At 61.3% G+C, this 20,035-nt stretch carries 17 protein-coding genes; 8 read left to right on the forward strand and 9 right to left on the reverse strand.

What is annotated here, in order from left to right; genetic code table 11:
* Positions 1–81: 81 nt before the first annotated feature.
* The 4 genes from HBO09_RS00815 to uvrD form a co-directional block, all read right to left on the reverse strand.
* Positions 82–489, reverse strand: a complete 408-nt coding sequence (locus HBO09_RS00815) for an SMI1/KNR4 family protein (RefSeq protein ID WP_169990893.1) — start codon at positions 487–489, stop codon at positions 82–84.
* A gap of 98 nt (positions 490–587) precedes the next feature.
* A complete protein-coding gene (locus HBO09_RS00820; RefSeq protein ID WP_262381151.1) occupies positions 588–869 on the reverse strand; it encodes a surface lipoprotein assembly modifier in 282 nt (93 codons plus the stop codon).
* Positions 836–1,711, reverse strand: a complete 876-nt coding sequence (locus tag HBO09_RS00825) for a Tim44 domain-containing protein (RefSeq protein ID WP_169990895.1) — start codon at positions 1,709–1,711, stop codon at positions 836–838. The genes HBO09_RS00820 and HBO09_RS00825 overlap by 34 nt, the downstream gene beginning before the upstream one ends.
* A gap of 237 nt (positions 1,712–1,948) precedes the next feature.
* Positions 1,949–4,132, reverse strand: coding sequence for a DNA helicase II (gene uvrD / locus HBO09_RS00830; RefSeq protein WP_169990897.1), 2,184 nt, complete (start codon positions 4,130–4,132; stop codon positions 1,949–1,951).
* Between the two features lie 279 nt (positions 4,133–4,411).
* Between uvrD and HBO09_RS00835 the strand changes: the two genes are divergently transcribed.
* From HBO09_RS00835 to HBO09_RS28730, 3 genes are all read left to right on the forward strand, one after another.
* Positions 4,412–7,294: an EAL domain-containing protein gene (locus tag HBO09_RS00835; protein WP_169990900.1), complete on the forward strand. Its 2,883-nt coding sequence runs from the start codon at positions 4,412–4,414 to the stop codon at positions 7,292–7,294.
* Positions 7,295–7,447: 153 nt separating this feature from the next.
* On the forward strand, positions 7,448–8,314 hold the full coding sequence (gene hexR / locus HBO09_RS00840; protein WP_029290040.1) for a transcriptional regulator HexR: 867 nt from the start codon (positions 7,448–7,450) through the stop codon (positions 8,312–8,314).
* A 339-nt stretch (positions 8,315–8,653) separates the two neighbouring features.
* Positions 8,654–8,851: a hypothetical protein gene (locus HBO09_RS28730; protein WP_240344233.1), complete on the forward strand. Its 198-nt coding sequence runs from the start codon at positions 8,654–8,656 to the stop codon at positions 8,849–8,851.
* Here HBO09_RS28730 and HBO09_RS00845 read toward each other — a convergent pair.
* Positions 8,781–9,755 carry a LysR family transcriptional regulator gene (locus HBO09_RS00845; RefSeq protein WP_169990902.1) on the reverse strand — a complete coding sequence of 325 codons (975 nt, stop codon included), beginning with the start codon at positions 9,753–9,755 and terminating at the stop codon, positions 8,781–8,783. The two genes, HBO09_RS28730 and HBO09_RS00845, sit on opposite strands and share 71 nt — an antisense overlap.
* Positions 9,756–9,950: 195 nt before the next feature.
* On the opposite strand from HBO09_RS00845, the gene HBO09_RS00850 reads away from it, so the two are divergent.
* Together HBO09_RS00850 and oadA are read left to right on the forward strand one after the other, a co-directional pair.
* Positions 9,951–11,366: an acetyl-CoA carboxylase biotin carboxylase subunit gene (locus HBO09_RS00850; protein ID WP_029290035.1), complete on the forward strand. Its 1,416-nt coding sequence runs from the start codon at positions 9,951–9,953 to the stop codon at positions 11,364–11,366.
* A gap of 11 nt (positions 11,367–11,377) precedes the next feature.
* Entirely contained in the window at positions 11,378–13,186 is a 1,809-nt protein-coding gene (gene oadA, locus HBO09_RS00855) for a sodium-extruding oxaloacetate decarboxylase subunit alpha (protein ID WP_169990904.1), read from the forward strand.
* A 66-nt stretch (positions 13,187–13,252) separates the two neighbouring features.
* Here the strand turns inward: oadA and HBO09_RS00860 are convergent, their stop codons facing one another.
* Positions 13,253–14,521, reverse strand: coding sequence for an autotransporter outer membrane beta-barrel domain-containing protein (locus HBO09_RS00860; RefSeq protein WP_169990906.1), 1,269 nt, complete (start codon positions 14,519–14,521; stop codon positions 13,253–13,255).
* Between the two features lie 302 nt (positions 14,522–14,823).
* Here HBO09_RS00860 and HBO09_RS00865 point away from each other — a divergent pair, with 302 nt between their 5' ends.
* Positions 14,824–16,137 carry a HipA domain-containing protein gene (locus tag HBO09_RS00865; protein WP_262381163.1) on the forward strand — a complete coding sequence of 438 codons (1,314 nt, stop codon included), beginning with the start codon at positions 14,824–14,826 and terminating at the stop codon, positions 16,135–16,137.
* Positions 16,134–16,412 carry a helix-turn-helix transcriptional regulator gene (locus tag HBO09_RS00870; protein ID WP_029290025.1) on the forward strand — a complete coding sequence of 93 codons (279 nt, stop codon included), beginning with the start codon at positions 16,134–16,136 and terminating at the stop codon, positions 16,410–16,412. The genes HBO09_RS00865 and HBO09_RS00870 overlap by 4 nt, the downstream gene beginning before the upstream one ends.
* Positions 16,413–16,448: 36 nt before the next feature.
* Here HBO09_RS00870 and HBO09_RS00875 read toward each other — a convergent pair whose 3' ends face one another.
* The 3 genes from HBO09_RS00875 to HBO09_RS00885 form a co-directional block, all read right to left on the reverse strand.
* The gene (locus tag HBO09_RS00875; protein WP_169990908.1) at positions 16,449–17,120 is read right to left on the reverse strand and encodes a GNAT family protein; all 672 of its coding nucleotides are present in this window, start codon (positions 17,118–17,120) and stop codon (positions 16,449–16,451) included.
* A 204-nt stretch (positions 17,121–17,324) separates the two neighbouring features.
* Positions 17,325–17,771, reverse strand: a complete 447-nt coding sequence (locus HBO09_RS00880; protein WP_169990910.1) for a GNAT family N-acetyltransferase — start codon at positions 17,769–17,771, stop codon at positions 17,325–17,327.
* Positions 17,758–18,405 carry an FMN-binding negative transcriptional regulator gene (locus tag HBO09_RS00885; protein ID WP_169990912.1) on the reverse strand — a complete coding sequence of 216 codons (648 nt, stop codon included), beginning with the start codon at positions 18,403–18,405 and terminating at the stop codon, positions 17,758–17,760. The genes HBO09_RS00880 and HBO09_RS00885 overlap by 14 nt, the downstream gene beginning before the upstream one ends.
* A gap of 102 nt (positions 18,406–18,507) precedes the next feature.
* Between HBO09_RS00885 and HBO09_RS00890 the strand changes: the two genes are divergently transcribed.
* Complete coding sequence (locus HBO09_RS00890; protein WP_169990914.1) at positions 18,508–20,034, forward strand: PLP-dependent aminotransferase family protein; 1,527 nt, start codon at positions 18,508–18,510, stop codon at positions 20,032–20,034.
* The last annotated feature ends 1 nt before the right edge of the window (position 20,035 follow it).

Below are 20,035 nucleotides of genomic sequence, written 5' to 3' on the forward strand. Positions count from 1 at the left end.
TCATTTGCCGAACGATTCACTGTAGGAGCGGGCTTGCCGGCTCCTACAAGGGTATCCGGGCAATCCGCAGGTTTTGTGACATCAGCTTTCCAGCCACACATCCCGCGCCCAGTGCCACACCGATTCCCAGGACTCTTCGGTGACCAGCTCTTCTTCGCCGGACCACAGCACCACCGTGCCGTCTTCTTCAACGCAGTAGTAATCGTCACCGTCCTGGCAAATCGGGATCAGCTCGCGAGGCACGCCCATATCCCAGGCATTGGCTGCGACTTCCGGCAGATAAGTGTGGGACTGGGGGTCGGTGATGGTCACAGGCTCCAGGCTGCCATACACCACATCGCTGACGGTCAGCAGGAATTCCTTGAACACAAACGGGATGTTGATAAACAGCTGTTCTTCGACTTCCACCAACTGGTCTTCGTCGGGCAGTTCCAGAGGAACCGGTACCGGTTCGTTGGCTTCACGCAATTGTTCGATAACTTCTTCCACGGCCGGGATCCTCATGCTAGATGGCGCGGTTATAGGGGCGTTTTATACAGTAGCTCGCTATAAGTGCAACCGCGAAATAGAAAACCCGGTGAAGCCGGTTAAAACTGCCTTTCCAGCTTTAGGCTGATGCTGTTTTTGTCGTAGGAATAAAGCCAGTCAACATTGCTGACGACCTTGTTGTACTTGACCGTCAGGCTGGGGACCACATCCAGCCAGGCTTTGCGGCTGGGCAATACGCAGCATGCCGATTTTTCCGCCGGCAAAAAAACACCCCGGCTGTGCAGGCTTCTTAAAGCACTGCACAAGACCGGGGTGTTCGTTACAGCAGGCTGTAGGCCTTTGCGGATCAGCCGTTCTGGCGGATACCGGCGACCAGCCAAGGCTGGTTTTCGCCTTGTGGACGTTCCATGTTCCAGCTTTCGCTGAACACTTCGCCCTGGTCGAAGCGCGAAGTCTTCGACGTACCGCTGAAGGTCAGCGTGGCGATGGTCTTGTCAGCGCGATCATCCACACCTTCAAGCTGCACACGCAGGTCGTCGATGTAGGTCGACTGGAAGCCGTCACCCAGTTCGGCACGTTCGCGCTTGAGGAACTCCAGCAATTGCGGGGTCACGAACTCGGCGATCTTGTCCATTTCGTTGGCGTCCCAGTGTTGCTGCAGGGACTGGAAGTGGTTGCGGGCCGCTTCGACGAAACGTTCTTCGTTGAACCAGGCTGGCGCATTGATTACCGGACGAGCGGCAGCAGCAGGTGCCGCCGAACCGCCAAAGATCGAACCCATGGCAGGCTTTTGCTCGAACACTTCACGCTGCATCGGCGCGCCGGCTGGAGCCAGGTGCTCCTGCTGCTTGCGGCGGCGGGCGGCGATAAAGCGGAAGATCACAAAGGCGATGACCGCCATGATCAGGATGTCGAAGATCTGCATGCCCTGGAAGCCGCCGCCCATGAACATGGAAGCGAGCAGGCCGCCGGCGGCGATACCGGCCAGAGGGCCCAACCAGCGCGAAGCACCGCCGGCCTTGGCAGCAGCGCCCGCGGCACCGGCTGCACCCGCGGTGGCTGCCGCTCCGCCCATGCCGCCAGCGGCGGGGGCCATTTGGCTGGTCTGGTGGCTCGGCGCTGCGCCGGAGCTTTTACCGCCACCGAAGCGTTTGGCGTTGGCGTCGAGGCTCATCGTCAGGCCGATGCACAACGCCATGGCGATGCTAAGAAAACGTTTCATAAAGGGAATTCCCATTTGTGGATTGCACGCGCGCCATGTTGCACAGGTGTACTGACAGTGGCTAGCGACATAATGTTTCGGGCTTTTGCGTAAGGTCTGATCCGAATGCTCCGTAGGAGGTATTCCTACACAGTGTAGGAGCGAGCTTGCTCGCGAAAAAACCCAAGACACCACGCTCATTCAGAATGCCCGCGTTATCGTTGACGATTAAGCCCGCGCTCCTACACAGGGCAGGCTTTAGACCGCTTCGAGCTTGGCGTAACCCATCATCAGCCACTTGCTGCCTTCAGCGAAGTTCACCTGCACCCGGGCCTGGGCCCCGGCGCCTTCGAAGTTGAGGATCACCCCTTCGCCAAAGATCGCATGCCTGACCTGCTGGCCAAGGCTGAACGGGGTTTCGGGAATTTCCGAACCGGCAAACATGCTGCTGGAGTTCTGCTGCTGGCCCCCGCCGAACGGTCGGCTGACGCTATTGGACAAGCGCACTTCCTGAATCAGCCCCTTCGGCACTTCCCGTACGAAACGCGACACCTTGTTGTAGGTCTCGCTGCCATACAGGCGACGAGTCTCGGCGTAGGTCATCACCAGATTCTGCATCGCCCGGGTAATGCCAACGTAGGCCAGGCGGCGTTCTTCCTCAAGGCGGCCGGGCTCTTCCAGGCTCATCTTGTGCGGGAACAGTCCTTCTTCCATGCCCACCAGGAACACGTAGGGGAATTCCAGGCCCTTGGCACTGTGCAGCGTCATCAACTGCACGCTGTCTTCGTGTTCGTCGGCCTGGGTATCGCCGGCTTCCAGAGACGCGTGGCCGAGGAACGCCGCCAGTGGCGACAGGTCGGCATCCTCCTCGCTGTTCTCGAAAGCGCGGGCGGCGCTGACCAGTTCCTCAAGGTTTTCTACCCGGGCCTGGCCTTTCTCGCCTTTTTCCGCTTCGTGATAAGCGATCAGGCCGGACTGCTCGATCACCGTCTGGGTCATCAGGTGCAGCGGCATTTCCAGGCACTTGGCGGCGAGGTTGTCGATCAACTCCACAAACCCACCCAACGCCCCGGCAGCGCGGCCTGTCAGGCCTTTATTGGCGATCAACAGGCGCATGGCTTCCCACATCGACACATCGCTGTGACGCGCATGCTCGCGGATCGCCTCGACGGTTTTCTCGCCGATGCCCCGTGCCGGTACGTTGATCACCCGTTCCAGCGCCGCGTCGTTGCCGCGCCCTTCCAGCAAACGCAGGTAGGCCATGGCGTTCTTGATTTCTGCGCGTTCGAAGAAGCGCTGGCCGCCATAGATGCGGTACGGGATACGCTCGCGCAGCAAGGCCTCTTCGAGCACCCGCGACTGGGCGTTGGAGCGGTACAGAATGGCGATATCGCTGCGGGCCAGCCCGGTTTTCAGGGCGCTTTCAATGGTTTCCACCACGTAGCGCGCTTCGTCGTGCTCGTTGAAGGCCGCGTACAGGTTGATCGCCTCGCCTTCGCCGCCATCGGTCCACAATTCCTTGCCCAGGCGCCCGGTGTTATTGGCGATCAAGGCGTTGGCGGCCTTGAGAATGCCCGCCGTGGAGCGATAGTTCTGCTCCAGGCGAATGGTCTCGGCATCCGGGAAGTCGTCGGAATACTGGTAGATGTTCTCGATTTTCGCGCCGCGCCAGCCGTAGATCGACTGATCGTCGTCACCCACCACCATCAGGCTGTCGCCGCCCTTGGCCAGCAGGCGCAACCAGGCGTACTGCACGGCGTTGGTGTCCTGGAACTCGTCCACCAGAATGTGCCGAAAGCGCTTCTGGTAATGGGCCAGCAAACCCGGGTTATCGCGCCACAGGTCTAGGGCCCGCAGCAGCAGTTCGGAGAAGTCGATGACCCCGGCACGCTGGCAGGCCACTTCATAGGCTTCATAAATGCTGCGCATGGTGGCCAGGAACAGATCGCCACTGGCCTGTATATGTTGCGGGCGCAGGCCTTCGTCTTTCTGGCCGTTGATAAACCATTGGGCCTGGCGCACCGGCCAGCGTTGTTCATCCAGGCCCAGCTCGCGGATCACCCGCTTGACCAGGCGTTGCTGGTCATCGCTGTCGAGAATTTGGAATGTCTGGGCCAGGCCCGCTTCCTGCCAGTGGGCCCGCAACAAGCGGTGCGCCAGGCCGTGGAAGGTGCCGACCCACATCCCGGCCGGGCTGATGCCCATCAACTGCTCGATGCGGTGGCGCATCTCGGCAGCGGCCTTGTTGGTGAAGGTCACCGACAGGATGGAATGTGGGGACGCGTTCTCGACCTGGATCAACCAGGCGATACGGTGCACCAGCACTCGGGTTTTACCGGAGCCAGCACCGGCCAGGACCAACTGACGGCCAACGGGGGCTGCTACGGCCTGGCGTTGGGCATCGTTGAGGGAGTTCAGCAAAAGGGAGAGATCATCGCGCATCGGCGCATTCTAGGGTGCCGGGGGAAGGGGGGCAAATCCCATTGCCGGATGGTCGGCACAAAAAAACAGCGGCGATCTACAATCGGCAAATAATCGATCCACAGGGATGACCGGTAAGTCATCGCCTGCAGCCCGCGCCCTGTCTTGTTCAGCCCCTCTGGGCCAAAGGTTTGCGCGGGTTTATTCGCGGATTTTTATGATCCAGAGCAGTTTGGTCTGCACGCCTGCTTGTGTATGCTCCGTCGACGTTTCGGGCTCACCATTATAAGAACACTGCCTATGACCCTCAGCACTGACCTGCCTGGACCTTCTCTCGCGCCGGCGCAGGTTGTCCGCAAGCACTACGCCATGGAGATGGCGGTCGAGCGCACGCGTCTGTTGTACCAAGGTTCGTTGCTGCCCACCTTATTGATGCTGGTTAACGGCCTGGTCTGCGCCTGGTTGCTCTGGAGCCCGCAGCGCTATGTGCAAGTCGGCAGTTGGCTGGTGTGGTTGCTGGCCCTCGTGGCGTTGCGCGTGATCCAGGTGGCGGCCTTCGATAGCGCCCTGCCCAGCCGGCAGGCGCAGCCGATCTGGCGACGGATGTTCATGCTGGGCTCGGCGGCCAGTGGCCTGACCCTGGCGAGCGCGGCCATAGCCCTGGTGCCACTGGACAGCTTCGTGCTGCAGGCCTGGGTGTTTGGCCTGATTGGCGCGGCCACCTTATCGGCCAGCGTGGCCTACGCGGTGAGCATGCCGGCGTTTTTGTCGTTTGCCTTGCCCTGCCTGGTCCCCACCATCCTCTATCTATTGTGCAGCGGCGAACCGCAATTGCAGGGTTGGAGTTACCTGGGCCTGATCCTGCTGGCGTCCTTGAGCCTGGTGGCATGGCAGGTCAATCGTCTGATCCAGCGTGGTTTGCTGCGGCGCTTCCAAAACCAGGCCCTGATCGAGCACCTGCAGCAGGCCCGCCAGCGTAGCGAGCAGCTGAATCAGGACCTGGTGCGCGAGGTCGAGCAGCGGCGCCAGGTCGAGCAGGAGTTGCGCGAGGCCCACATCGGCCTGCAACACCGCGTCGAACAGCGTGGCCAGCAACTGGACGCCGCCAGTCTCGCCCTGAGCAAAAGCGAGGCGCGCCTGGCCATGGCCTTGCAGGCCAGTGAGCTGGGCTTGTGGGACTGGAACCTGCAAACCGATGAAGTCCATCACACTCAGCTCAAAGAACTGTTCGGCCTGGAGCCGGAGTACGTCACGGCGATGCTGCGCGATCTCAAGCCGCGCCTGCACCCGGACGACTTGCCACTGCTCAAGCGTGCGTTGGTGGAGCACTTGAAAGGTCGCAGCGAGGACTATCAGGTGGAGTACCGCGTGCGCCACGGTGACGGGCGCTGGGTGTGGATCGAAGATCGCGGGCGGGCCGTGGAGCGTACCGCCAGTGGACGTGTGACGCGCATGCTCGGTACTCGGCGCGATATCAGCGCCGGCAAGGCGGTGGAGGAGCAGTTGCGGCTGGCGTCCACGGTGTTCGAGGCGGCCAGCGAAGGCATTGTGATCCTGGACCCGGAATATGTGCTGATTGCGGTCAACCAGGCGTTCAGCCGCGTCACCGGCTTTGATATTGACGACATGCTCGGGCGCAACGTCGTGGAATTGCCGTGCAGCCGCGATGCGCGCCGACACTTCCCGGTGATTCGCCAGGCCTTGCTGAGCCACGGCAGTTGGCAGGGCGAACTGGTAGAGGCACGCAAGAACGGCGAGCTGTACCCGCAATGGCTGCAACTGAGCGTGGTGCGTGATGTTCGGGGAAATGTCAGTCATATCGTGGGCTTCTTCGCCGATCTGTCGGCGCGCCGCGAGTCTGAGGAGCGCATGCGCTACCTCACCCATTACGACGAACTGACCGGCCTGGCCAACCGCTCGCTGTTCCGCGAGCGCCTGCGCGAAGCCCATCAACGGGTGCGCCAGGGCGGCCGCAGCCTGGCGTTGCTGCATATCAACCTGGACCGCTTCAAGCTGCTCAATGACAGCCTGGGTCATGAGGTCGCCGACCAGTTGCTGCAAAAAATGGCGAGGCGCCTGATCAACGCATTACCGGAGGCCGACACCATTGCGCGCTTGTCCGGCGACGAATTCGCGGTGTTGTTCGACGCTTATGGCAGCTTGTCGAGCTTGGCGCGTGTGGCCACCCGACTGCTGGCCAAGCTGCGGGTGCCGGTGGCAGTGGAGGGGCATGAGTTGGTGGTCAGTGCCTCAATCGGTGTCAGCCTGTTACCGGATAACGCGCGGGAAATTTCCGCATTGGTCAGTCAATCGAACATGGCCATGCAGCACGCCAAGCATTTGGGCGGCAATAACTTCCAGTTCTATACCGACAGCCTGCAGGCCAGCACCCTTGAGCGTCTGCAGCTGGAAAACCAACTGCGCAAGGCTATCGATGAGCGCCAATTGAAGGTGTTCTATCAACCCAAGCTGTGCCTGGCCACCGGCAAGATGAACGCCGCCGAGGCACTGGTGCGGTGGGACCACCCGCAATGGGGCAGTGTGCCGCCCGGTGATTTCATCGGGTTGGCAGAAGAAACCGGGTTGATCGTGCCGTTGGGCGAATTCGTGTTGCGTCAGGCCTGCTGGCAGGCGTGTGAATGGCAGCGTCAGGGCCTGGCGCCGATCCGCGTGTCGGTCAACCTGTCGGTGCACCAGTTGCGCCAGGGCAAATTGGTCAGTCTGGTGCGCCAGGTGCTGGACGAAACCGGGCTGGCCCCCCAGTACCTGGAGCTGGAGCTGACCGAGAGCCAACTGCTCGACAGCGTCGAGCACATCATCGCCACCTTCCAGCAGTTGCGTGACCTGGGGGTGAAACTGGCCATTGACGACTTTGGCACCGGCTATTCGTCCCTCAGTTACCTCAAGCGCATCCCGGTGGATTACGTGAAGATCGACCAGACCTTTATTCGGGGCCTGGGCCAGGGGCGCGAAGACCTGGCGATTACTCGGGCGATCATCGCCATGGCCCATGGCCTGGCACTCAAAGTGGTCGCCGAGGGCGTGGAGGATCAGCAGCAGTTGGATTTCCTGCGCGCCGAAAACTGCGATGAAGTGCAGGGCTATTTGATCAGTCGGCCGATCGAGGCCGAAGGGTTGGCGGATTTGTTACGAAGAAATGCAGATTTTCCTGACTGCCAGTGAGGCGCCATCAGGTGCTACATCGCATATGCCCGCTGATTCAGGGGGCAGTAGGGCGATTTAGTGATGTATCGAACGGGCAAATCAACAATTCTTGTAGTATAACTACAAGCTTGCTACATCCCTGGCGTCTGCCAATAACAAGAGTCCTGCCCTTTGAACCTGTTGCAACATATCGCCCAGTCGCGCCACCTGTTACGCAAATCGGAACTCAAGGTTGCCGATCACGTGCTGCTTGACCCTGCGGCCGTGATGCACAGTTCCATGGCTGACCTGGCCCACAGCGTGGGCATCAGCGAGCCGACCATCGTGCGCTTCTGCCGCGCCATCGGTTGCTCGGGGTTCCAGGACTTGAAGCTGAAATTGGCCCAGAGCCTGGCGGCCGGTGCCAGCTTCGGCCAGTTCGCGATTCACGAAGACGACTCCGTCGCCGACTACAGCCTGAAAATTTTCGACACCACCCTGCACACCCTGATGGAAGTGCGGGAGAAGCTCGACCCGATCGAGCTGCAAAAAGCCGTGACCGCCATGTCCCAGGCCCAGCGTGTGGAGTTCTATGGCTTTGGTGCGTCCGGCGCGGTGGCGGCGGATGCCCAGCACAAATTCTTCCGGTTGCTGCTGACAGCGGCGGCCTACAGCGACCCGCACATGCAGGCGATGTCGGCGGTGACGTTGAAGCCCACCGACGTGGCGATCTGTATTTCCCAGTCGGGTCGTTCCAAGGATTTGCTGATCACCGCCAACCTGGTGCGTGAGAGCGGTGCTTCGCTGATCACCCTGTGCCCGAGCCAGACGCCATTGGCCGAGCTGTCCACGGTCAACCTGGCGATTGATGTGCACGAAGACACCGAAATCTACACCCCGCTGACCTCGCGTATCGCCCACCTGGTAGTGATCGACGTGCTGGCCATGGGCGTGGCAATGGCCCGTGGCCCGAGCCTGGTCAACCACCTCAAAAGCGTCAAGCGCAGCTTGCGCAGCCTGCGGTTGTCGCCCAAGTCCGTCAAAGCTCTCGACGACTGACTCGAACCCCTGGCAAACGTGCCCGTTGAGCTGAGTGGGCTTGTTGTGGCGAGCGGGCTTGTCGGAACGCCGCATCGCCCGCGCTGGGCTGCGAAGCAGCCCTATTCAAGAACAATGAGGTGTATCAGACATCCCTGGTTGCCTGGTTTTGGGGCTGCTACGCAGCCCAGCGCGGGCGATGCGGCGTTCCGACAAGCCCGCTCGCCACAACAAACCTTTTCATCACAGTAAGCGCGCTCACCACAGGTCAGTATTCATCGTCCTGTAACCCCCGCGCCGCCAAACCGTCATCCCCCGCGCCCATCCTGAACTCCCCGTACTCGCATTGGGAGACTCGAAATGGCCCGGCCCTACGAAGACAGCACCAGCACCGTCAAGACCCGTCGTCAGCAGGAAGACCAGCGCCGCATGGCGTTCCGCCGTGCAATTGAAGATCGCTGCGAGCAGCGTCAACTGCTACAGAGCATCAGTGACTACCCGGAGCTGCACTGGCAGGCACCCGCGGCTGCCCAGCGAAGCGTTCAGCCAGGGCGCTGATCTGCACCCGCTCACTGCGAATAAAGCCCAGGAACGCATGGGCCACCGGTGACAGGCGCTTGGCCTTGGCCTGCACCAGGCACCAACTGCGGTACAGCGGCAGCTCTTCCACCGGCAGTTCCTTGAGCCCGCCGGTGGCCAGTTCCAGGTTCAGGGCGTGGCGCGTCAACAGCGCCACCCCCAACCCCGCCACCACGCACTCGCGCTGTGCCTCGGCCGAGGCCACTTCCACCGTCTGGGTGAAGTGCACGCGCTTTTCCTTGAAGTATTCCTCGCAGGCCAGGCGTGTTCCGGAACCCGGCTCGCGCAGCAGTAGCGTATAAGGCTCCAGATCTTGCAGGCGCAGCGGTCCTTGCAGGCTCAGGGGATGGTCCGGTGGGGCCACCGCCACAATCGGGTTATTGAGAAACGGCAGGAATTCCAGGCCCATATCCTGGGGCACCATGGACATGATCACCAGGTCATCACGGTTGTCCGACAGCCGGCGGATTACCTGGGCGCGGTTGACCACCGTGAGGTGCAACTGCACCTCCGGATGCTGGCGCTTGAAGGCGGCGAACAAGTGCGGCACGAAGTATTTGGCGCTGGACTCCACCGCCAGCTTCAATTGCCCCTGCAGCGAGCCCTGCATGTCCGAGAGCTGCATATCGAGGTTTTCCAGGCGCCCGAAAATATCCCGGCTGGCCCGTTGCAGGGCTTCGGCGGCTTCGGTCATGTAGAGCTTTTTGCCCACGTAATCGAACAGTGGCTGGCCGACCAGCTCTTCGAGCTGGCGAATTTGTAGGCTGACTGCCGGTTGGGTGAGGGACATTTCTTCGGCAGCGCGGCTGTAGGAACGTAAATCGCAGACTTCATTGAAGATCTGTAATTGACGCAATGTCATACGCATCAATGACTTACGCATAATTCAAAAGGGCTCGCCGGGGTTTGTGCGATCAACTATAAGTCTTTGCTTATACACAACCCAATAATTATTGATTTTTGTTAATCCTTAAGTGCGCATAGTGTGTGTCTCGCGACTGACTTGAAACATTTGGTCACGCGCCGACCTGGTCTAGCAGGTCGATGAACGCAGCAATCGGCTCAAGGGAATTTCCAAGTGATAACAAAGATCCTGATCGCCAACCGTGGTGAGATTGCCGTCCGCATCGTGCGGGCCTGTGCCGAAATGGGTATTCGTTCGGTGGCGGTCTATTCCGACGCTGATCGGCATGCCTTGCACGTCAAGCGCGCCGACGAGGCCCACAGCATTGGTGCCGAGCCCCTGGCCGGTTACCTGAACCCGCGCAAGCTGGTGAACCTGGCGGTGGAAACCGGCTGCGACGCGTTGCACCCCGGCTACGGCTTCCTGTCGGAAAACGCCGAGCTGGCGGATATCTGCGCCGAACGCGGAATCAAATTCATTGGTCCATCGGCCGAAGTGATTCGCCGCATGGGCGACAAGACCGAAGCGCGCCGCAGCATGATCAAGGCGGGTGTACCGGTCACTCCCGGCACCGAAGGCAACGTTGCCGACATCGCCGAAGCGCTGACCGAAGGTGACCGCATCGGGTACCCGGTGATGCTCAAGGCCACCTCCGGTGGTGGCGGTCGCGGCATTCGTCGTTGCAACAGCCGTGAAGAACTTGAGCAAGCCTTCCCCCGCGTGATCTCCGAGGCCACCAAGGCCTTCGGCTCGGCGGAAGTGTTCCTGGAAAAATGCATCGTCAATCCCAAGCACATCGAGGCGCAGATCCTCGGCGACAGCTTTGGCAACGTGGTGCATCTGTTCGAGCGCGACTGCTCGATCCAGCGCCGTAACCAGAAACTTATCGAAATCGCTCCCAGCCCCCAGCTGACCCCGGAACAGCGCGCCTACATCGGCGACCTTTCGGTGCGTGCGGCCAAGGCTGTGGGCTACGAGAACGCCGGCACCGTGGAGTTCCTGCTCGCCGAGGGCGAGGTGTACTTCATGGAGATGAACACCCGGGTGCAGGTGGAACACACCATCACCGAAGAAATCACCGGGATCGACATTGTCCGCGAGCAGATCCGCATCGCGTCCGGCCTGCCGCTGTCGGTAAAACAGGAAGATATCCAGCACCGTGGCTTTGCGTTGCAGTTCCGCATCAACGCCGAAGACCCGAAGAACAACTTCCTGCCCAGCTTCGGCAAGATCACCCGGTACTACGCCCCCGGCGGGCCCGGTGTGCGGACCGATACGGCGATCTACACCGGCTACACCATCCCGCCGTTCTACGACTCCATGTGCCTGAAACTGGTGGTGTGGGCGTTGACCTGGGAAGAAGCCATGGACCGCGGCCTGCGTGCCCTGGACGACATGCGCCTGCAAGGCGTGAAGACCACCGCCGCCTACTACCAGGAAATCCTGCGCAATCCGGAATTCCGCAGCGGCCAGTTCAACACCAGTTTTGTGGAAAGCCATCCTGAGCTGACCAACTACTCGATCAAGCGCAAACCCGAAGAGCTGGCCTTGGCCATCGCCGCCGCCATTGCCGCCCACGCAGGCCTGTGAGGAACATTCCAATGTCTAAGAAAATCTTCGTAACCGACACCATCCTGCGCGACGCCCACCAATCGTTGCTGGCGACCCGCATGCGCACTGACGACATGCTGCCGATCTGCGACAAGCTCGACAAAGTCGGCTACTGGTCCCTGGAAGTCTGGGGCGGCGCGACCTTCGACGCCTGCGTACGTTTCTTGAAAGAAGACCCGTGGGAGCGCCTGCGCAAACTGCGCGCCGCGTTGCCTAACACCCGCCTGCAAATGCTCCTGCGTGGCCAGAACCTGCTGGGCTACCGCCACTATAGCGACGATGTGGTCAAAGCCTTCGTCGCCAAGGCCGCTGTGAATGGCATCGACGTGTTCCGCATTTTCGACGCCATGAACGACGTGCGTAACCTGCGTGTGGCCATCGAAGCGGTGAAAGCGGCGGGCAAGCACGCCCAGGGCACCATCGCCTACACCACCAGCCCGGTGCACACCATCGAGGCATTCGTGGCCCAGGCCAAGCAAATGGAAGCCATGGGTTGCGACTCGGTGGCGATCAAGGACATGGCCGGCCTGCTGACCCCGTACGCCACCGGCGAACTGGTCAAGGCGCTGAAGGCCGAGCAAAGCCTGCCGATCTTTATCCACTCCCATGACACCGCTGGTCTGGCCGCGATGTGCCAACTCAAGGCCATCGAAAACGGTGCCGACCATATCGACACCGCCATCTCCAGCTTCGCCTGGGGCACCAGCCACCCGGGCACCGAGTCGATGGTCGCGGCCCTCAAAGGCAGCGAATTCGACACCGGCCTGGACCTGGAGCTGCTGCAGGAAATCGGTCTGTACTTCTACGCCGTGCGTAAGAAGTACCACCAGTTCGAAAGCGAATTCACCGCCGTCGACACCCGTGTGCAAGTCAACCAGGTACCGGGCGGGATGATTTCCAACCTGGCCAACCAGTTGAAAGAGCAGGGCGCCCTCAACCGCATGAGCGAAGTGCTGGCCGAAATCCCACGGGTGCGCGAAGACCTCGGCTTCCCACCGCTGGTGACGCCAACCTCGCAGATCGTCGGCACCCAGGCGTTTTTCAACGTGCTGGCCGGCGAGCGCTACAAAACCATCACCAACGAAGTGAAGCTCTACCTGCAAGGCGGCTACGGCAAGGCGCCGGGTACCGTTGACGAGAAACTGCGGCGCCAGGCCATCGGCAGCGAAGACGTGATCGACGTGCGCCCGGCCGATCTGCTCAAGCCGGAAATGACCAAGCTGCGTGGCGAAATCGGCGCGCTGGCCAAGTCCGAAGAAGACGTGCTGACCTACGCCATGTTCCCCGATATCGGGCGCAAGTTCCTCGAAGAGCGCGATGCCGGCACCTTGGCCCCTGAAGTGCTGTTGCCAATCCCTGAAGCCGGCGGCGTGGCCCGTGCGGGCGGTGAAGGCGTGCCGACCGAGTTCGTCATCGACGTGCACGGCGAGAGCTACCGCGTCGATATCACCGGTGTCGGCGTCAAGGCCGAAGGCAAGCGCCACTTCTACCTGTCCATTGACGGCATGCCGGAAGAAGTGGTGTTCGAACCACTCAACGAATTCGTCGGCGGCGGCACCAGCAAGCGCAAGCAGGCCAGCGCGCCAGGTCATGTGAGCACGGCGATGCCGGGCAATATCGTGGATGTACTGGTCAAGGAAGGCGACGTGGTCAAGGCCGGCCAGGCCGTGCTGATCACCGAAGCGATGAAGATGGAGACCGAAGTGCAGGCAGCCATCGCCGGCAAGGTCAGCGCCGTTCATGTGGCCAAGGGCGACCGGGTCAACCCGGGTGAAATCCTGATCGAAATCGAAGGCTGATACACAGCCTTCGACACTACCGCTTAATCCTCGGGGGGCATGTGCCCCCTTTTTTTTGCGCGCAATTTAGAAACTCAAGGTCCATTGCCCCATGACCGCCTGGCTGGTGCTGCGGGCGCCAAGGTCGCCGGTGTAGGTCACGCCGACGCTCTGCGTGGCCGACACCGCCAGCCCCAGCCCGGCCTGCAGCGCCAGGCTGTCACGGTTCAGGGAGGTGCCCTGGATGGTGAAGTCGCTGTTGAAATCGTTCTTGTCCACCCACGCGGAGGACTGGCGCACGCTGCTGCCAACATCGCCGTACAGATGCTTCCAGCTCGCACTGACGTAAGGCTTGAGGCTCATCTGGTTATCCAGCGCATAGAGGCTGCTCATGCGCAGGCCGAAGGTGGTGCTCAGATTCTGTTGGGTTTGCTCGCCGACGTTGAGGGCGCTAAGCCCGCCTTTTTCCTTGAAGCGTTCGCGGTGATAGCGCTGATAGCCTACGCCGGCGAACGGTTCGACGGTGAAACTGCCGTGGTCCACGCGATAGCCCAGCTCGCTGAAAATAGTCTGGCTTTGCGCGGTGTACTTGCCCTTGAGCTGCTCGCGATGGTCGATGAAATCAAAATCGACACTGCGTTTGTTCTGGCCTGCGTGGCTGCTATGGATTGCTGCCAGGCGCAGCGCCAGCGGCCCGTCCTCGCGCATCGCGTAAGCCCCCAGGTGCCAGCTGTCCAGCCCGGCCTTGAAGCGTTTGGCACTCAAGTCGCTGGTGGATTTTGCGCCCATGACGCCCACGCGCCAGGCATGGTCTACCGCCCAATCGGCACCCAGCACCAGGCCTCGGTTACGTTGTTGCAGGCCGGCGCTGCCGTGCTGCCCACCCAGGCTGGCGCCGCTGCCCAGGCCCTGGAACCAGAAACGCCCAGGGGCATCGCCGCTCCCCTCGCGCATGGCCGCCAGCAGGCTGGCGTGCAGCGGGACCAAGCTGTTCTGGGTGGCGCTGCCCAGGTTGGCATTCTGGCTGGCGGCCAGTTGTTCAAGCACCGCGCCTATCCTGCCGGGGGCCAGGTCGTTGAAATATTCCTCGTCATGAGCGATCAGGTCCAGATCCCGATCGCTCATCCAGTCCGACTCCATCAACCGATCCACGGCGTTGTCCAGCACCCGGGCTACGCTGCGGCCGTTGCTGGTGGTGGCGTGATCGGCAAAGTAAAAGGCAGTAGCGGGGTCGGGGCGTTCCCGTGCGCTGTCGCTGGGCGGCTCCATATCCCCGCGTGCTGTGGCCATGGGAATGCTGATGGTGTTCAGCGCAAAGGTGATGACAAGGGCAAGTCGCGTGGATGTGTAGGGCATAAGGTCCCAGCCTCTGATATGTGAGGCCGGGAATTTAGCGAGGCGGCGAGCGTATAACTGTCAGCAGCGGTATGCGTAGTGCGCGGGAGATGTCTCTAGTCTGGGCCGAATGCGCGCATGTTTAACGTAGGTGGCCTCATTTGCATTTAATTGCAGTTCCAATCCAATTAAAACGCAATGAATGCATTTTATTGCGTAAATAGAGCAAGCCTGTAGGCCACGTATGCACTATATTGCGTAATTAAGTCCGTCTCACTCGGCGAAGGTGCATTAAATTGCCAACGGAAACCATTTACTCCCTGATGTTGCAAATCTTTAATGCCGGCCACTGGCACGACGCAATGCGGCTGGAGTTTTCCGAGCCTCAAAAAGGTTTTGATGGACCCTGTCGGTTTCACTATCGGCAGGACTATCTCGTTGAACACCTGGGCGACATTGAACAAGGTTTTTGTTCTGCGGTGAGTGGACGGTTTCCTCTGGGTTGGGATGTCACCTTCCTCAAGGCGGCTCCCGCCTTCCTGCATGACATTGCACCGGCGGGTGCGGCGAAACGCTTCCTGATGCAGCGAATGGGCGCCGACAAGCCGGACGATGTCAGCGTCGATTTGTTTCTACTGGGCCGCTGCACACCGTCGCCTATTGGCAACCTGCGGATCAAGGAGTCCGTCGAGGCATTGGGTGTCAGGCCCGCCGTGGGCTTCAGCCGTCACGATGTGGTCAGTCGCGACAATGGCTTCCTGGAATACGCCTATGAGCAAGGCGCAGCCATCGGTGGCGCGACCGGGGCGGGCGGCGAAGCGCCGAAGTTGTTGATGGCCGAGAATCGCGACGGCCTGCTCTATCCGGACGCTGTTCTTCCCGACGCCGAGGTCGCCCAACACTGGTTTATAAAGTTTGCCCGCAATGGCGCGACCCTCAACGACCAAGCGATCCTCAGGAGCGAATTTCACTACTACAAGGCGCTCCAGGCGCTGGGTATCGAAACCGTCGCCGCCCAAGGGCTGGCGTTGGAAGAGGCGCACAAACCCAGCCTGTGGATGCAGCGTTTTGACCGTAACGTCACGCCAGCGGGCGTCGAGCGGCTGGCCGTCGAGTCGATCTATTCACTGGCGGGGGTTATTACGCCGGGCAGTTATATGGATCATCTGGAGGTCGTGCAGATGCTTGCCGAACACTGGCGACAGGTTGGTCAGGGGCACGGCGTTGCGGATTTGGTCGCCGAGTATTTGCGGCGTGACTTGCTCAACAAAATCCTCGGCAACTCGGATAACCACGGGCGTAACACTTCGATTATCCGCGAGCGTGGCTCCATGCGTCTGGCGCCGATTTATGACTTGGCCCCCATGGTCATGGATACCGAGGGCATCACCCGCACCACCAAGTGGCCCAGAGGCCTGGAAGTGGCCGGTGAAATTGACTGGCAAGGAGTATGCAGCGCAATGGACGGCCTGGTCGATCCGCAACAAGCCTTTGAACGGTTACGCGCCGACGCCGAACACTTGCGGGCGTTGCCGGACATCCTGGTGGACAGTGGTTTGCCCCAGGACACCTGGAAGCACCCCGCGATCGCGCTCGGCAAACTGGATCAACGTCTACAGCAATGGGGGCTGCGATGACTGTCAGCATGGATACACGCGCCCTGTTGATCCAGGGCATCGAGCAGGGCCTGGCCCAAGGCACCCTGCAAATCGGCGAAGCGGTACGCCGCCTTCGCGTTGAAGTCACGGGCCTGCACCAGAGCCAATTTGCCAGGATGTGCAAGATTTCCGTGCGCACGCTGGTGCATATCGAGCATGGCGAGGGCAATCAGACGCTCAAGTCGTTAAACGCTGTGTTCCGTCCGTTCGGCTTGCAGATGGGGGTGGTCAGGGTGCGGCGTTCGCTGGGCTGAAGCTTAGCCGCGTCGTACAGAGCCCTTGGCGCTGGATCAGGCCCGGCATTCAACCAGGCTTCTCACCTGCCCATCAGTCGTCTGGTTGGCGTCGGCAAGCCACGCCTCAAACCCGGCACCCACCGCCGGCCACTCGCCATCCAAAATCGAATACCACGCCGTATCGCGGTTCTGTCCCTTGACCACCATGTGCTGGCGGAACACCCCTTCAAAACTGAAGCCCAGGCGTTCGGCTGCGTATTTGGAGCGGGCATTGGCGTTGTTGCACTTCCATTCCAGGCGGCGGTAGCCCAGTTCAAAGGAATGCCTGGCCAGCAGGTAGACCGCTTCGGTGCTTTTCGGTGAGCGCTGCATCGGGGCGCCAAAGGTGACGTGGCCGATTTCGATGCGGCCTTGGGCCGGGACGATGGACATCAGGCTCAGAATGCCTTGTACCTCACCGCTGGCACGGTCGATCACGCTGAAAAAATACGGGTCGCTGTTGAGTGCGTGATTGTTCAGCCAGGCATCGAAGGCTGCGCGCTCGGTAAACGGGCCGTAGGGCAAATAGTCCCACAGCTTGGGATCGGCGCCGGGGCCGTGCAGGGCTTGCCACAGGCCATCGGCGTGGCGGGACGGGTCGAGTTTTTCCAGGCGGATAAAGCGCCCCTCGATCAGTTGAGTGCTGGGCGCCGCGACGCCTTTCCAGTCTGCAAGTGAAGTCGACATGCTGTTCTCCTTAAAGGCATAGGTGTCTACAGAGTTTTGCTGTTGTGGCGAGCGGGCTTGCCCCGCGTTGGGCTGCGAAGCAGCCCCAAAGGCAGCCGAATGCGGTGTATCTGACTCACCGTAGCGTCTGGTTTTGGGGCTGCTTCGCAGCCCAACGCGGGGCAAGCCCGCTCGCCACAGGGGAGTTGTATTGAGGCCTTGGGTTCAGAGGCCTTTGCGAAACTGGATAAAACCAGGGCGCTCGGCAATGCGTTCGTATAACGCAATCGCCGTGGCATTGCTCTCGTGGGTCAACCAATGGACCTTGCAGCAACCATCGCTCTTGGCGGTGGTGTAGACGAATTCGATCAGTTTACGGCCGATCCCACTGCCGCGTTGCGCCGGTTCTACCAGCAAATCCTGCAGGTAGCAGGAATTCTCGATGCTCCAGTTGGAGCGGTGGTAGATGAAATTGACCATGCCCAGCGCCTTGCCGTCCTGCCAGGCCAGGGCCGAATGCGTCGGCTCGTTGGGGTCGATCAGGCGTTGCCAGGTACTGGCGCTGACTGCGTCTGGCAGCTCGGTGTTGTAGAAGCGCAGGTAGGCCTGCCACAGCGGCAACCAGGCGGCGTGATCGGCAGCGCTGACCGGGCGGATTTCAATTGGGTTCATGGGGGCCTCCTTGGGGTATGAATCGGGCGAGGGTCTGGTCGCGGACATCGATGCTGGCGGCCAGCCCGTCACGCACACCGGCGATGTCTGCCGCGCTGCGGTTCTGGCTGAGTTTGCGCTTGCCCTGCAAGCGCTCAATGGGCAGGGCGAAGCCGACGATGGCCTTGAGCATGCCCTCAATGTAGTCGGCCGGGGCGTCGCTGACTTTCCACGGCTGCGCGCGCGCCGATTCGTGGCGGTCGGTCAGGGCGCTGACCAGGGCCAGCAAGCGCTCGGCATCGGTGAACACATCGGCTTGACCGTAGGCGTGGACTGCAAGGTAATTCCAGGTCGGCACCACTTTGCCGTGTTCCGCCTTGGCCGGGTAAAAGCTCGGGCTGACATAGGCTTCGGCACCGGCAAAAATCACCAGCGCCTGGCCGCCGCGCTGCAGGTCTTGCCATTGCCCGTTGGCCTTGGCCAGGTGCCCGTAGAGGGTGCCATGGGGTCCTTCATCGGGCTTGAGCAGTAACGGCAGGTGGCTGGCTTGCAGGCCCTGTTCGCCAACGGTCACCAACTGGGCCAGGCGGGTGTGCTGGATCAGTTGGTGCAGTTCGGGCAAATCGTCGAGGGCGAAGGCGCGGGGTGTGTACATGGAGATTTTCCTTGGCGAATGCCAGCATCCTAGGCAGGCTAATGGTTCGTTGTAAGAGCCATCTTGTGCTCATTTCATAGGACCAATGCCGGAGCTGTCGCCATGTCGCCCATCGCGCCCCCGCTGTCTTTCAACCCGGCAGGCATTGAGCTGGACCGCCGGCAGGGCTTGACGCGCCAGCTTTATCTGGCGTTGCGCGAGCGCGTCCTGGATGCGCGCCTGGTCAGCGGCACGCGGCTGCCAGCCAGCCGCGATCTGGCGGCGGCGCTGGGGATTTCCCGCAACAGTGTGGTGCGAGCCTACGATCAGCTGTATGCCGAAGGTTTTATCGAGGGCCGGGTAGGGGATGGCACGTATGTGGCGCAGTTGCCGGAAAAATTATCCACAAAACTGTCCACAGGGTTTTCAACAGGCTTATCCCCAGCCTTATCCACAATTGATACCGTTTCGGAAGCAAATTCCCGCAAAAAAGTTATCCACAGCCCGGCTTTGGATCGCTTGCAAACCCACCATTTACCCCTGCCTCCCAGTGGACCGCCCCGGGCTTTTCGGGTGGGTGTGCCGGCGTTTGACCTGTTCCCTTTTGACGTCTGGGCCAAGCTGAATGCGGCTTTCTGGCGCAAGCCGGACTTGCAGCAACTGTGCTATGGCGACCCGGCCGGCGATGAGCGCCTGCGCGTATTGATCGCCGCCTACTTGCGCAACGCCCGGGGCTTGCAGTGCAGCGCTGCGCAAATAGTAATCACCAGTGGCGCGCAACAGGCAATCAGCCTTTGTGCACAGTTGCTGGTGCGGCCGGGAGATGGTGTGGCGATTGAAAATCCCGGCTACCGCGCCGCCGGGCACGCCTTCGCCATTGCGGGCGCACAGATGCAAGGTGTGGCGGTGGACGCTGAAGGTATCGACTGCAACGCGTTGGGGAGCAATCGCGTGGTTTACGTCACGCCATCCCACCAATACCCCCTGGGGGTGGTCATGAGTCTGGCGCGGCGCCTGGAGTTGCTGGCCTGGTCCGAGCGCAACGACGGCTGGATTGTCGAGGATGATTACGACGGCGAGTACCGCTACAGCGGCGCCCCCCTGGCGCCCTTGGCCGCGCTGGATCGCAGTGGTCGGGTGCTGTACGTCGGCACGTTCGGCAAGGTTGCGTTTCCGGCGTTGCGCCTGGGTTATCTGGTATTGCCGCCGGGGCTGGTGGACGCGTTCGCCCGGCGCCGTGCGGTGGATGTGCGCCATTCGGAAGTCAGCACCCAGGCGGTCATGGCCGAATTTATGGCCAGCGGGCATTTCCAGCGACATATCCGGCGCATGCGTCGTGCTGCGTTGAGTCGGCGCAATACCCTGTTGGCGGGCTGGCCGCAGGGGGTGCCCGGCATGGGCAGCCTGCCCGCTGTCACGGCGGGGCTGCACCTGACCGTGCGGGTGGACAGCCTGGCCCGGGAGCGGCAATTGCTGGATCAGGCTGCCAACGCCGATGTCGAAATCAACGGCTTGAGCAGCTATTGGTTACCCGACTCCCCTGAGCCCCAAGACCAGCGTGCCGGCCTGGTGCTGGGTTTTGCCGCCGTGCCCGAAGGGGCCATCACCCAGGCCCTGGTGCGGTTGCGCAAGGCCTGGCGGGCCGACTGAG

This window comes from Pseudomonas sp. WS 5027, from assembly GCF_012985695.1.
Taxonomy (GTDB): Bacteria; Pseudomonadota; Gammaproteobacteria; order Pseudomonadales; family Pseudomonadaceae; genus Aquipseudomonas; species Aquipseudomonas hygromyciniae.